The following is a 12,562-nucleotide window of genomic DNA, read 5'->3' as shown; positions in this document are numbered from 1 at the left end:
CGGTTCCGTCCCCGGTCGCATCGTCAGTCTCGTCCCGTCGGGTCGTCGTGGTGGAGGAAGCGCCGCTGGGCGAGCACGAAGACGGCCAGCGCCGGCACCGTGGCCAGCACCGCGCCGGCCAGGAACACCGGGAAGTTCGTCGGGTCCAGCACCGACAGGGAGCGCAGCGCCAGCGGCAGGGTGAACAGGTCGCGGTCGTACACGTAGACCAGCGGGTCGAGGAAGTTCGACCAGGTGAGCACGAAAGTCAGCGCGGTGAGGCCGGCGGTGACCGGGCGGACCAGCGGGAGGGCCACCCGCCACCAGGTGCGCGCCGGTGAGAGGTCCTCCACCAGGCAGGCGTCGTAGAGCTCCGCCGGCAGCGCCCGGAACGCCAGGTAGTAGACCAGGACGTAGAGCGGCGAAGTGCCCAGCAGCGCCGGGGCGACCAGTGGCACCAGGGTGTCGGTCAGGCCGAGCATCCGGAAGATCGCGAAGCGGGGCACCAGCAGCGCCGTGGCCGGCACCATCAGCGCGACCAGGGAGGCCGCCGCGACGACGCCGGTGACGCGCGGGGCCACCCGGGCCAGCGCGAAACCGGCCAGGGAGGCGACGAGCACGCTCAACGGCACCGCGACCAGGGCGACCAGGACCGAGTTGAGCGAGGCGCGCAGCAGCCCGCCCAGCTCGACGGCCTGCTCGTAGCCGGTGGTGGACACCGGCTCCGGCACGAGCTGCGGGGTGGGCGGTGGCGGCAGTCCCGGCTCGGTGAACGAACCGGAGACCAGCAGCAGCAACGGCGGGACGAAGACGAGCAGGACGAAGGCCGCGCCGAGGGTACGCCAGACCCGGCCGGCCGCCTCGGGCAGCGGTGCGGGGCCGCGCACACGGCCCCGCACCCGGTTGTCGCCGATGGTCGCCTGCCTCAGAGGGTGAGCTGCCAGGCGCCGAGTCCGTGCGAGGCGGCGTAGAGCACCCGCTCGCCCGGCACGATGGTCAGGCCGGCGACCTCCACGTTCGGCATGCCACGGGCCGCCTTGACCCAACTGGTGGCGCCCCTGGCCAGCCGCAGCACGCCGAAGTCGGTGGCCGCGTACAGGTCGCCGGTGACGTCGTCGCGGACCAGGTCGGTGATCGGCTGGTCGCCGAAGTCGTACGACCGGTCGGTCCAGGTCGTGCCGGCGCCGGCCAGCTTCACCTCGAACGCGTGCCCGAGGGTGGCGGGGGTGTTCGAGTTGAACCCGCTGTAGGAGACCCACGCCCGGGCCGGGTCGGCCGGGTCGACGTGGATGCCGGTGACGAAGCGGTTCGGCGTGGCGGCGGTGTCGATCCGCGTCCAGGTGACCGCCGACGCCGGCTCGGCGTCGACGTTGCGGGACACGAACACCCGGCCGGTGCTGGTGGCCGCGTACGCCGTGGCCGAGTCGGTGCCGACCCGCTCGATGACCGAGACGGCGCCGCCGGCCCGGTCGCCCCACCCGGCGTCGGTCAGGTTGACCGTGCCCAGCGGGGCGAAGTCGCCGCACTGCGCCTCGAAGGTGCCGGTCCAGGTGTTGCAGATCCGGTCGGCCTCGGCCAGGCTCCGGTCGCCCAGGCCGAAGGTCTTCGTCCGGTAGACGGTGCGCGCGGTGCCGGCGAAGATCGTGCCGCTCACCTTCGGGTCACTCATCACCGGGGCGTAGAACAGGGTGCCCGGCTGTCCGAAGACCGGGTCGGAGATCGAGATCCAACTGCCGACGTCACCGTTGTTGAAGTTCACCTCGGGCGAGGCGTCGTAGAAGGTGTGGAAGCGGAACTCCGGCCTGCCGACGTCGAAGCCGGACGCGCCGCCGTCACCGATCATCGTGTTGACCCAGCGCCGACGCTCGCCCTTGTTCTCCCAGGTGCCGTTGTCCTGGGTGCCGCCCTGGAGCAGGCGGTGGTCGTGCGGGCTGGCCGACAGGCTGATGAACTGCAACGTGTTCATGCCGTTGTTGATGCCGTCCAGCTTCGACGGGATCCTCGACAGCATCTGCCGGCAGCGGTTCTTCTGGGCGTCGGTGGCGAGGTTGCGGTCCGGGTTGTCGCACCAGGCCGACCGGTCCACGAACTGGCCGCTGGAGCGCATCACGCCGCCGTCGTTGGCCTCGAAGAACTGGTACGGGTTGCGCGGGTTGGTGACCAGGGCGTGCTGGTCGGGGTGCAGGCCGTTGGGGTGCACCTCGTCGGTGCCGTCGAAGGTCATGTCGGTGCCGCTGACGCCGGCGTCGGTGGACAGGACCACCGCCCGCTTGTGGGCGACGGTCTCGCCGTAGACGTACGAGCCGCCGGTGTAGACGATGTCCGGGTGCCCGGCCGGGGTGTGCACGAACACGTCGTACCAGCACTGGCCGGTGCACTGGTTGTAGGTGGCGTACCCCGGGTCGGCCGGGTTGGCGCTGCTCAGGTCGGTGAACGCGGGGACGCCGCCGGCCACGTCGTCGCTGCGCAACAGCCGCGAGTACGGGTTGCCGAGGTTGCCCTCGTAGACGTACATCCGGGTCTTGCCGTTGGGCAGGGCGGTCACGTCGATCGCGGCCCGGGTCTGGAAGACGGCCGGGTTCAGTGAGGGCTTGATCTGCGTCCAGGTGGCGCCGCCGTCCGCGGAGCGCCAGACCCCTCGGGCGTACGAGGAGGCGTAGACGGTGTTCGCGTCACGCGGGTCGAGCTTGACGTAGCGCACGCCGCGCGGCGAGCAGGTGGTGGTGTTGCCGTATTCGGCGGCGCTGCCGGTGCACTGGGTCGCGTCGGCCGAGCCGTTGTGGATGAACCGCCAGTTCGCGCCGCCGTCGGTGGACTTGTAGAGGCCCCACTTCTCGGCGTCGGGCACCGGCCGGGTGACGCCGGTGCAGCAGGCGCCGGACATGCCGCGCAGGGCGGTGGTGGTGGCGACGTAGAGCGTCCTCGGGTCGCCGGGCTTGATGGTGATCTCGCCGATGCCCTTGCCGGCGAGGGCGTCCTTGCCGAGCGGGCCCTTCCAGGTGACGCCGCCGTTGGTCGACTTGTACAGGCCGACGCCGGCGACGCAGCCGGAGGCGCAGGTGTTCGCCTCGCCGGTGCCGACGTAGATGGTCAGGCCGGTCTTGTCGTTACGGTCGATCTTGACCGAGCCGGCCGCGTTGATGCCCAGCGGCCCGCCCAGGTAGAACCACTTCGGCTCGGCGGCGAGGACGTTCAGGGTGCCCCAGACGCCGCCGCCGGCCGGCGTGACGTACGCCCGGCAGAGCAGGGCGTTGCAGTCCGGCGCGATGTCGATGGAGGTCACCCGGCCACCCGCCACGTACGCGTTCGGCACGTAGTTCGAGGCGTTGCGGAACTCGGTGAACGGGTAGAGCGCCTCGCTGGGGCCGATGTTGGTCCAGCCACGGCTACCGCCGGCGCGCCGCTCGGCAGCCGAGTACGCCGACTTGGACCGGTCGATCTGGGCGATGCTGATCGTGTTGGCCGGGTAGGCACGCTCCAGGAACTCCTGCTGCGCGGCGTTGCCGGGCCCGTCCGGCGACATGCCGTCGCTGCCCGGCACGGCCTGGCGCAGCCGCTCCATGTGGGCGCCGAGCGCCCCCGGCATCTCCCCGTCGCCGGCCGCGGCGGCGGGGACCGGCACCTCGGCGCCGGCGAAGTGGATTCCGACGAGACCGGTCGATACCACCAGGGCACCGACCGCCAGTCCTGCGAGCAGATGGCGGCGTCTACGCTTCACGAGCGTCCCTCCGGCAGATGAAGGCGCCACCACGGCACGGCCCTCTGGATCGGCGACCGTCACTGGCGGCATCCACGCTGGAGAATGACAGAACGCATCGACGCCGACAATCCCCCGCATGGATCGGGATCGCTGGATGACTCCCGCTGCCCGCTGACCGGTACGGCGGCGGGACAATGTGAGCCTCCGCCCGCGACGCCGCCGGCGGGACCCCCATCGGCAGGAGAACGGTCAGCGTGTCGGAAACCCCCGAGGCGACCTCGTCAGCGGACGGACTGCGTGCCGACTGCGCCCGGTGCTTCGGGCTCTGCTGCGTCGCCCCCGCCTTCTCCGCGTCGGCTGACTTCGCCATCGACAAGCCCGCCGGCCAGCCCTGCCCGAACCTGCGGGCCGACTCGCGCTGCGGCATCCACGCCGACCTGCGCGACCGGGGTTTTCCCGGCTGCACCGTCTTCGACTGCTTCGGCGCCGGGCAGCGGGTGGCCCAGCTCACCTTCGGCGGGCGGGACTGGCGCGACGCACCGGAGACGGCGACGAACATGTTCGACACGTTCGCGGTGATGCGACCGCTGCACGAACTGCTCTGGTACCTGACCGAGGCGCTCGCATCCCGCCCGCCGCAGCCGCTGCGCGACGAGTTGTCCGGCGCGCTCCACGAGACCGGACGGCTGACCCGCGAGCCCGCGCAGACGCTGCTGGCGCTCGACGTGGACGCGTACCGGGGACGGGTCAACCCGTTGCTGTCCCGCGCCGGGGACGCGGCCCGGGCCCGGGGCGGCCGGCCCGGCGCGGACCGGCGGGGCGCCCAACTTTTCGGCGTCGACCTGCGCCGGGCCGATCTGCGCCGGGCGAACCTGCGCGGGGCGCTGCTGATCGGCGCCGACCTGCGCGGCGTCGACCTCGGCCTGGCCGACCTGACCGGCGCCGACCTGCGCGGGGCCGACCTGCGCGGCGCGGACCTCTCCGCCAGCCTGTTCCTGCACCAGTCGCAGCTCGACGCGGCCCGGGGCGACCGGCACACCGCTCTGCCGCCCGGCCGGACGCGCCCCGGGCACTGGTCACCGCTGTCGCTCACCCCACGACGTCGCGCCCCACGCTCCCCCACCCGCCCCACCCACCCACCACACCACCGCTGACCCACCCGTCCCCGACCCACCCCCTCCCTCCGCACCACCCCTCCCGCCCTCCCTTCCCCGCTCCCCTCCCTTCCGCCCCCTCCCCTCCCTTCCCGCTCCCTTCCCTTCCGCCTCGCTGTTCGCGATCATGCAGTTACGGCCCCCGCAATGACCGGATTGCGACGGTATGCGGGGGCACAAAGTGCATGATCGCCGCACGCGGCGCGCCACGCCGGGCCGGGCCGCGGCCGGGCCCAGGTCAGGAAGGGCGGGGGCGGGCGGGGTTTCGTGGGGGTGGCCGGGGGTAGGCGGGGGCGGATACGGCGTCGGCGGACGGTCGACGGAGGGTAGGGGGAGGCAGCGGTGGGGTATCGGGCGCGCGACGGTGAGCTGCCGGTCGACCCGGCGCACGCCGAGGACGAGGCCGGGCAGGTTCGGCTGGTCCAGGTGGAGGCGGACACCGACGTCCCCGCGCCGGACGACACGACGGCGAAGCCCGACCTGGTCACCGAGGATGACGGGTCCGGCATGACGGGCGGCGCGTCGGGCAGTTCCAGCGGCGGGTCCGGCATGCCGGGCCATCCGGACGCGGCGCGCTGAGCACCACACGTTTGCGGGCACGTTCCGGGGGCAGGAGTGCGACATGAGCGATCAGAACCGTTTCGACCGGGCCGCCACCGACGAGCCGGACGGCGCCACCGCCATGCAGGCGTCGCTGCGACCGCCGGGCGAGTCCCTGCACAGCACCGACGACACCGGCGACGACTTCGCCGATCTGCCGGCGGAGGAGCGGCGTTCGGCCCGGGAGGTCAGCCGCGCCGGCTACGACGTGGACGCCGTCTCCGGCACCACCGACCCGAGCCGCACCGAGTGACCTGACCAGCGACCCGCCTACCGGCCGCTGAACAGACCGGCGACCCGCCTACCGGCCGCTGAACAGACCGGCGGGCGAGCCGGCAATCAGGTCAGCGGCCGGCGGGCACCGCCGACGTACGGGCCTCGGTCATGCCCCGGTTGGCCAGCGCGTCGGCGCGCTCGTTCTCCGGGTGGCCGTTGTGCCCCTTCACCCACAGCCAGGTGACCTGGTGCCGGGTGCACGCGGCCTCCAGCCGCTGCCACAGGTCGGCGTTCTTGACCGGCTGCTTCGCGGCCGTCCGCCATCCGTTGCGTTTCCACGAGGCCAGCCAGCTCGTGATGCCGTTGCGCACGTACGTGCTGTCGGTGTGCAGCTCGACGGTGGCCGCCCGGGTCAGGCCCTCCAGGGCCTGGATGGCCGCCATCAGCTCCATCCGGTTGTTGGTGGTCGGGGTCGCCTCGCCGCCGCACAGTTCCCGCTCGTGCGCGCCGTAGCGCAGCAGCACACCCCACCCGCCGGGGCCGGGGTTGCCGCTGCACGCGCCGTCGGTCCAGATCTGCACGACCCTGCCGGTCGTCTCGTCCACCATGTCGGCAACCTACCTCAGCCGTCCGCGTCGGCCCGGTCGCCGACCACCGGCCGCGGGACCGTCCACGTCGCCGACCGCCGGGCCGGGTCGAGGCGGTCGCGCAGCCGGGCCGCGGCGTCGCCGGCGGTGGCGGCGACCATCGGCAGCAGCCGGGTGGAACTCATCAGCGCCACCTCCTCCGCCGGGGTGGTGGCGCCGTCGAGGAACCGCAGCACCCGCTCGGCGGGGTTGCGGTCGAAGAGCCGGCCGAAGAAGTCCGGCCCGCCGACACCGCCGGCGTCCAACGCCCGGAGCGCGACCGCGTCCATCCAGCGGTGCCGACGGGGGTACGCGGGATCGGGCACCGGCGGGCGGCCGGCGATCAGGGCACGGGCGACCTGCTCGGCCTGGCGGTGCATGGCGGAGAAGGTGAAGCCGGTGGAGGGTCGGGTGGCGCCGCCGGCCGTGCCGAGACGGACCACCCGGGGCGAGGGTCTGGCCTCGAACGGGCCGTCGGTCATCGGGATCACCCCGTTCTCCACCTCCCGTACCCTCAGCCGGGTCGGGTCGAGGCCGAGCAGTTCCCGGTAGCCGGCCAGCGCCGTGTCGTACCCGGCGTCGGTGAGCAGGGCGGGGCCGAACTCCGTGTACTCCACCAGGGCGTACCGGTCGCTGACCGGCAGGACGTAGCCGAACGACACTCCCCGGGCGGGCTGCGGGGTGCGGAAGTCCATCAGGACGGCCCGCGCCGGGTCGAAGACCGGCGTGTCGGACTCCAGCCACCAGCCCCGAAAGTGCTGGAGCCAGTTGGTGCGTCCGGGGCGCCGGGGTGGCCGGGGCCGGGAGTCCAGCACCCAGGACGCGCGGACGGCGGGCCCGCCGTCGCCGGCGTGAACGGTGACGTGCCCGCCGTCGTCGTGCAGGGCGTCGACGGGCGCGGTGATCCGCCGCACCCCGAGCCGCCGCTCGGCCTCGGCAGCCCGGTCGTAGACCGGGCCCGAGCGCAGCATGGCGTACCGCAGGGGGGCCAGGTCGAGGACGCGGTGGCCGGCGGGCGTGACCACCTCGGCCTGGGGCCAACTCGCGGCCAGCAGCGGGTCCAGGTCGCCGCCGGGACGGTCCCAGAATGCCCAGGTCCGGTCCTGGCCGCGCCGGTGGACCGGGTCGATGACGGCGATCCGCAGGTCGCGCACCCCGTGCCGGTCCAGGGCGGCGAGGACCAGCGACGCCGCGCCGCCACCGCCGACCAACGCCAGGTCGACGTCCAGCGGTGCGCGGGTGTTCACGCCATCCACGCTGCCACACCGGCCTGGGCTCCCGGGCAGCGACCGGCCCCGGGGTCGCGGGGCGTCCGCCGGTCGACCGCCGGCGGTAGGGTGCCAGCGGTCGCCCTCCGGGCGACGGTCACGTCGCCCGCTGGAGGACGCCCGTCCCATGAGCACCACCGCCACCAATACGCTCACCGCCCGCTGGACGTCCACCCTGGACGGAGGCCAGACGGTCCTCTCCGGCGCCGGCGTCTATCCGCTGCTGGCGCTGCTCGCCCGCTACGCCGCCGGTCCCGCCCGCGACGAACTGCTCGCGGTCGCCCCGGACCCGGCCCGGTTCGACCTGGACCGCTCCCCCACCACCCGGCTCGCGCTCGCCGCCTGGGCGCGGCGGGACCTGCCCCTGACCGACCGGTGGCGGCAGGAGGTGCCGGCGGCGATGCGCGGCGAACTGACCGGTGATCCGGCGCACGACCGGGCGGCCCTCGACGAGTGGGCCGGCACGCACACCGACGGCCTGATTGCCCGGATGCCGGTGCAGGTCACCCCGGCGACGGCGATGGTCCTGGCCAGCGCGCTGTCGCTGCGGACCGACTGGGCCGAGCCGTTCCGCGACGCCTGGTGCCAGCCGACCGCCGGGCCGTGGCGCGACCGCCGGCTGGCCGGGCTGAGCCGGCTCGGCCACGACCTCGACGCGCTGCGGGCCGCCGACACCGCCGCCGGCCCGCTGAGCCTGCTGACCGTACGCGGTGCCGAGGACGTCGACGTGGTGCTCGCCCTGGGCACGCCGGAGCGCGCGGCGGCCGAGGTGCTGCCGGCCGCGATCGGCGCGCTCGGCGTACCGTCCGCGTTGCCGGTCACCGCCGGCCCTGGCGTCGACGAGCAGGTCGTGGACGCCTACGACGACCGGCCCGAACTGCTCGTCTCCACGGTGCGCTTCACCGCCTCCGCCGACCACGACCTGCTGGAGCGGCCGGCCGTGTTCGGCCTCGCCACCGCTGTCGGCGACGGCGACCACTTCCCCGGCATCGCCCGACTCCTGGCCGTCTCGCAGGCGCGGCAGAGCGCGACGGCGACGTTCAGCGCGACGGGTTTCCGCGCGGCCACGGTCACCGCCATCTCCACGCGGGCGGGCTCGGCGCCGCCGAAGCTCACCGCCCGGAAGCGGCGGGTACGCCTCGACGTCGACCGCCCCTTCGGCTTCCTCGCCGTGCACCGACCCACGGGGCTGGTGCTGCTCGCCGGCTGGGTCAGCGACCCCGACGGGCGCGCCTGAGCGGCGGGCGCGGCGCGTGACCCGACGACGCCGTGCTAGGGCCCGCTCGCGTTCCAGGATGGCGGCCCGATCCTGAGCGGCGCCGCGACGCTCAGGAGTCGCCGGCCCGACGGCGGTAGACGACCTGGCGGCGCAGCGGACCGGAGTCGACCTCCGGGTCGTCGAAGTCCTCGGCCGGGTCGGTGGTCATGCCCAGGCGGCGCATCACCGCCTGGGAGCGCGCGTTGGTCGCGGTGGTGATGGCCAGGATCTCCGGCAGTCCGACGGTGTCGAAGCCGTACCGCAGGACGGCCCGGGCCGCCTCGGTGGCGTAGCCGTGGCCCCAGGCGGAGCGGGCGAGCCGCCAGCCGGCCTCCACGCCGGTGACCGGCACACCGTCGTCGACCCGGTCCAGCCCGGCGAAGCCGACGAACGCCCCGCCGTCGCGGACCTCGACGGCCCAGAAGCCGTAGCCGAGCCGGTCGAGGTCGGCCTGGAACGAGTGCGCCGAGGCGGCGGCCTGCTCGGCGGTGAGCAGCGGGCCGAGATGCTCGCGCACCTCGGGGTCGGCGTTCATCGCGGCCCAGGGCCCGAGGTCGGACTCCCGCCAGTCGCGCAGCAGCAGCCGCTCGGTCCTGATCTCCATCACCGCGCGACCCTAGCCGCCGTCCCGGTGCCGGGGCACGCCGATTTCGCGGCGGCTCCTCAGTCCCGGGGGATGGCCTCGATGGTCGCCATGTTCCGCTCGCCCCACTCGCCGAGCGGCATCAGCGCCTCGTTGAGGGACCGGCCGAAGTCGGTGAGCGAGTATTCCACCTTGGGCGGGACCTGCCGGTAGACCTCCCGGTGCACGAGCCCGTACGCCTCCATCTCGCGCAGTTGCTGGATCAGCATCTTCTCGCTGATCCCGCTGATCCCCCGGCGTACCTCGGCGAAGCGGCGGGGGCCCTGGTCCAGCTCCCACAGGATCAGCGCCTTCCACTTGCCGCCCACGACGTCGATCGCGGCGTCGAGCCCGCACGTGTAGGTCCGTTTCTTCACGTCACCCTCCCACACTTACCGAAAGGTAAGTACCTGACAAAATAGTCGGTACTTGATGCTGCGCGCGTACGGAAACAGGATGGGACCAGCCCGGCGGCACGCGCAAGGGCCGAGCCACCCCCTCCACGAAGGAGCACTTCCGTGACCGACCGTGACCTGCACCCGGTAACCGTGTTGGGCCTCGGGCCGATGGGCCAGGCCCTCGCCGGCGCGCTGCTGACCGCCGGCCACCCCACCACCGTCTGGAACCGCACCGCCGCCCGGGCCGATCCCCTCGTGGCACGTGGCGCGCGGCGGGCGTCGACGGTTGCGGAGGCGGTCCGGGCGAGTCCACTGGTGCTCGCCTGCGTCCTCGACTACGCCGCCGTCCGCGCCATCGTCGAGCCGGCGGCCGGCGCCCTCGCCGGGCGTGCCCTGGTGAACCTGACCGCCGACACCCCGCAGCGGGCCCGGGAGATGGCGGCCTGGGCCTCCGGACAGGGCGTCGACTACCTCGACGGCGCGATCATGACCCCGGCCCCCACCATCGGTGGATCGGAGGCGCTGGTGCTCTACAGCGGACCCGAACAGGTCTGGCACACCCACCGGGACATCCTGCTGAGCCTGGGCGGCTCGGCCGACTGGCTGGGGGCGGACCCGGCTCGCGCCGCCGCCCACGACGTGGCGCTGCTCGACGTCTTCTGGACCGCGATGAGCGGCATCGCGCACGCCTTCGCCCTGGCCCGGGCGGAGGGGATCACGGCGACCGAGATCGCGCCGTACGTCAAGGGGATCTCGGGCCTGCTGCCCGACCTCGTCGACGACCTGGCCGGGCGGATCGACGTCGGGAACCATACCGCCGACGTCTCCACCATCGCCTCCGCCGCCGCCACCATGACGCACATCGTCGAGGCGGCCGAGGGGCACGGCATCGACACCGGCACGCTCCGGGCGGCCAACGCCGTCGTCGCCCGGGCGGTCCACGCCGGGCACGGTGACGACGACTTCTCCCGGCTGGTTCGGGTGTACGCGGAGGCGAGCGCGTGAACGCCCCCCGGCACCGCCCGTCTCCGTGCTCGGCTCGGCGCGATGGGGCGGGCACTGACCGGAGCGCTACTCGCCGCCGACCACTGCCCGGCGGGATCCACCCGGCCTGACCGCCCTCGGCCGACGGCGGCGATCGTCCCCGATACCGGACAGCCGGTGTCGCCGTCGGTCGCCGCGGAGCAAACCGGCCCAGCCCCGACAGCCCGACCCCAACGACATCGGCGCGGCCAACCCTCGCGGGCGGGCCGTGCCGGCATTTCCGCTGCTCCCTCCGCCCGAGGGCGGACACGTGACGGCAACGAAGATTTCTCATTTTCACCGGATCGGGGGGCCAACCCTCCTAGGGTTGGTCACACCGGTGCCAGTCACGGAGTTGGCCACCCGAACGACGTCCCACGCAGTCAGCGGACGAAAAGTGAGGGAAGACGCGTATGAAGGCAAAGACAGTTCTCGTATCGGCGGCGGTCGGCGTGGGTCTCGGCACGCTCCTGCTCCCCGGCGCGGCGCTGGCCGACACCGTCGTGTCACCGGCCACCACACCGGTCGGCGGGACGGTCGTACTCACCGCGACGACCTGCAACCCGAAGTCCGGCGACGCGATCTTCCGCGTCACCGGTCCCGACCGCGACCAGAACGTCCGGTCCACCACCGCGGCGGCCGGCGGCGGACTGAGCGCCGAACTCTTCACCGCCGGCTTCACGCTGGGCACCTACACGGTGGCCGCGACCTGCGGCGACGGCAGCGCGGCCGGCAGCGCCACGTTCACCGTCACCCCGATCGGCGGGGCCCAGGCCGGCGGTCGCGAAGCCGCCGACGGGACCGGGGCCCTGGCGGCCGGCGGCGCCCTGCTCGGCTCCGCCGCGGGCGGCGCCCTGATCCTGGCCCGCCGCCGACGCCACATGGCAGCGGCCACGCTCTGACCGACGGCCCCGTGCCGTCCATCCCTGCAAGCCGTCCATCCCTGGAACGGGTGCCCGCACCGGTGAACCACCGGAGCGGGCACCCGGGCGAACGCGCACGGAGGTGGGATCGTGTCCTGGCGCAGGCCCGGCTGGGCGGTCACGGCCATCGTCCTGCTCGGCACGACCGGGCTCGGCCTGGTCGCCGTCGGGGTGTCGGCGACCCCGCCCCGCCCGCCCCGGCCGGAGGCCGCCGACGCCCCCGCGCAGGCCCGCTCCGCGCCCTCGGTGCCGCCGCTGCACCGGGCCGAGCCGGTCGACGTGCGGATCCCGGCCATCGACCTACGGGCGCGGGTCATCCCGGTGGGCGCCGACGCCGAGGGACGGCTGGAGGTGCCGCCACTGGACCGGCCCACCCTGGCCGGCTGGTACCGGCACGGCGTCAGCCCCGGTGAAACCGGCAACGCGGTGCTCGTCGGGCACGTCGACTCCGCCGCCGGCCCCGCCGTCTTCTTCGACCTCGGCCGGCTGCGGGCCGGCGACACCGTACGGGTCACCCGCGCCGACGCCAGTGTCGCCACGTTCGCCGTCGACGGCGTCGGGTCGTACCCGAAGGACCGCTTCCCCACCGACCTGGTCTACGGGCCCAGCGAGGCGACCGGCCTGCGCCTGATCACCTGCGGCGGCCGGTTCGACCGGGACACCGGCGGCTACGTCGACAACGTCGTCGTCTTCGCCACCCGGGTGCCGTGACCCCCGGATCCGTCGGAGACGAGTACGGTGTCCGCGCGAATGCCGACGAGGCGGAGGTGCACGGGTGGGTCAGCGGGCGGAACG

13 protein-coding genes are annotated in these 12,562 nt (G+C 74.0%); 7 read left to right on the top strand and 6 right to left on the bottom strand.

What is annotated here, in order from left to right:
* Positions 1–23: 23 nt before the first annotated feature.
* The gene (locus GA0070608_RS24440; protein ID WP_091630818.1) at positions 24–878 is read right to left on the bottom strand and encodes a carbohydrate ABC transporter permease; all 855 of its coding nucleotides are present in this window, start codon (positions 876–878) and stop codon (positions 24–26) included.
* Positions 879–904: 26 nt separating this feature from the next.
* Entirely contained in the window at positions 905–3,697 is a 2,793-nt protein-coding gene (locus GA0070608_RS24435) for a beta propeller repeat protein (RefSeq protein ID WP_091630817.1), read from the bottom strand.
* 236 nt (positions 3,698–3,933) lie between these two features.
* On the opposite strand from GA0070608_RS24435, the gene GA0070608_RS24430 reads away from it, so the two are divergent.
* The 3 genes from GA0070608_RS24430 to GA0070608_RS24420 all read left to right on the top strand — a co-directional run bounded on the left by GA0070608_RS24430 (position 3,934) and on the right by GA0070608_RS24420 (position 5,686).
* Positions 3,934–4,833, top strand: coding sequence for a pentapeptide repeat-containing protein (locus GA0070608_RS24430; RefSeq protein ID WP_091630816.1), 900 nt, complete (start codon positions 3,934–3,936; stop codon positions 4,831–4,833).
* A 342-nt stretch (positions 4,834–5,175) separates the two neighbouring features.
* On the top strand, positions 5,176–5,412 hold the full coding sequence (locus GA0070608_RS24425) for a preprotein translocase YidC (protein ID WP_091630815.1): 237 nt from the start codon (positions 5,176–5,178) through the stop codon (positions 5,410–5,412).
* A 43-nt stretch (positions 5,413–5,455) separates the two neighbouring features.
* A complete protein-coding gene (locus GA0070608_RS24420; RefSeq protein WP_091630814.1) occupies positions 5,456–5,686 on the top strand; it encodes a hypothetical protein in 231 nt (76 codons plus the stop codon).
* 91 nt (positions 5,687–5,777) lie between these two features.
* On the opposite strand, the gene rnhA is transcribed toward GA0070608_RS24420, so the two are convergent.
* Positions 5,778–6,257, bottom strand: a complete 480-nt coding sequence (gene rnhA / locus GA0070608_RS24415) for a ribonuclease HI (protein ID WP_091630813.1) — start codon at positions 6,255–6,257, stop codon at positions 5,778–5,780.
* 14 nt (positions 6,258–6,271) lie between these two features.
* Entirely contained in the window at positions 6,272–7,522 is a 1,251-nt protein-coding gene (locus tag GA0070608_RS24410; RefSeq protein ID WP_176733825.1) for a lycopene cyclase family protein, read from the bottom strand.
* Between the two features lie 148 nt (positions 7,523–7,670).
* Here GA0070608_RS24410 and GA0070608_RS24405 point away from each other — a divergent pair, with 148 nt between their 5' ends.
* Positions 7,671–8,780: a serpin family protein gene (locus GA0070608_RS24405; RefSeq protein ID WP_091630811.1), complete on the top strand. Its 1,110-nt coding sequence runs from the start codon at positions 7,671–7,673 to the stop codon at positions 8,778–8,780.
* A 91-nt stretch (positions 8,781–8,871) separates the two neighbouring features.
* Here GA0070608_RS24405 and GA0070608_RS24400 read toward each other — a convergent pair whose 3' ends face one another.
* Positions 8,872–9,405, bottom strand: coding sequence for a GNAT family N-acetyltransferase (locus GA0070608_RS24400; protein ID WP_218107676.1), 534 nt, complete (start codon positions 9,403–9,405; stop codon positions 8,872–8,874).
* A 59-nt stretch (positions 9,406–9,464) separates the two neighbouring features.
* Positions 9,465–9,800 carry a winged helix-turn-helix transcriptional regulator gene (locus GA0070608_RS24395; RefSeq protein ID WP_091630809.1) on the bottom strand — a complete coding sequence of 112 codons (336 nt, stop codon included), beginning with the start codon at positions 9,798–9,800 and terminating at the stop codon, positions 9,465–9,467.
* Positions 9,801–9,941: 141 nt separating this feature from the next.
* On the opposite strand from GA0070608_RS24395, the gene GA0070608_RS24390 reads away from it, so the two are divergent.
* From GA0070608_RS24390 to GA0070608_RS24380, 3 genes are all read left to right on the top strand, one after another.
* Positions 9,942–10,826 (top strand): NAD(P)-dependent oxidoreductase, encoded by an 885-nt coding sequence (locus GA0070608_RS24390; RefSeq protein ID WP_245715922.1) that lies wholly within the window; start codon positions 9,942–9,944, stop codon positions 10,824–10,826.
* 431 nt (positions 10,827–11,257) lie between these two features.
* Entirely contained in the window at positions 11,258–11,746 is a 489-nt protein-coding gene (locus tag GA0070608_RS24385; RefSeq protein WP_091630808.1) for a hypothetical protein, read from the top strand.
* A 111-nt stretch (positions 11,747–11,857) separates the two neighbouring features.
* Positions 11,858–12,478, top strand: coding sequence for a class F sortase (locus tag GA0070608_RS24380; protein ID WP_091630807.1), 621 nt, complete (start codon positions 11,858–11,860; stop codon positions 12,476–12,478).
* The last annotated feature ends 84 nt before the right edge of the window (positions 12,479–12,562 follow it).

This window comes from Micromonospora peucetia, from assembly GCF_900091625.1.
Taxonomy (GTDB): domain Bacteria; phylum Actinomycetota; class Actinomycetes; order Mycobacteriales; family Micromonosporaceae; genus Micromonospora; species Micromonospora peucetia.
The sequence above is the reverse complement of the archived record's forward strand: the minus strand, read 5'-3'. Positions and strand labels throughout refer to the sequence as shown.

What these genes read in the sequence shown, in the direction of transcription:
- rnhA (WP_091630813.1), bottom strand. Translation starts at nt 6,257, where the DNA reads ATGGTGGACGAGACGACCGGCAGGGTCGTGCAGATCTGGACCGACGGC.
- GA0070608_RS24400 (WP_218107676.1), bottom strand. Translation starts at nt 9,405, where the DNA reads ATGGAGATCAGGACCGAGCGGCTGCTGCTGCGCGACTGGCGGGAGTCC.
- GA0070608_RS24405 (WP_091630811.1), top strand. Translation starts at nt 7,671, where the DNA reads ATGAGCACCACCGCCACCAATACGCTCACCGCCCGCTGGACGTCCACC.
- GA0070608_RS24385 (WP_091630808.1), top strand. Translation starts at nt 11,258, where the DNA reads ATGAAGGCAAAGACAGTTCTCGTATCGGCGGCGGTCGGCGTGGGTCTC.
- GA0070608_RS24420 (WP_091630814.1), top strand. Translation starts at nt 5,456, where the DNA reads ATGAGCGATCAGAACCGTTTCGACCGGGCCGCCACCGACGAGCCGGAC.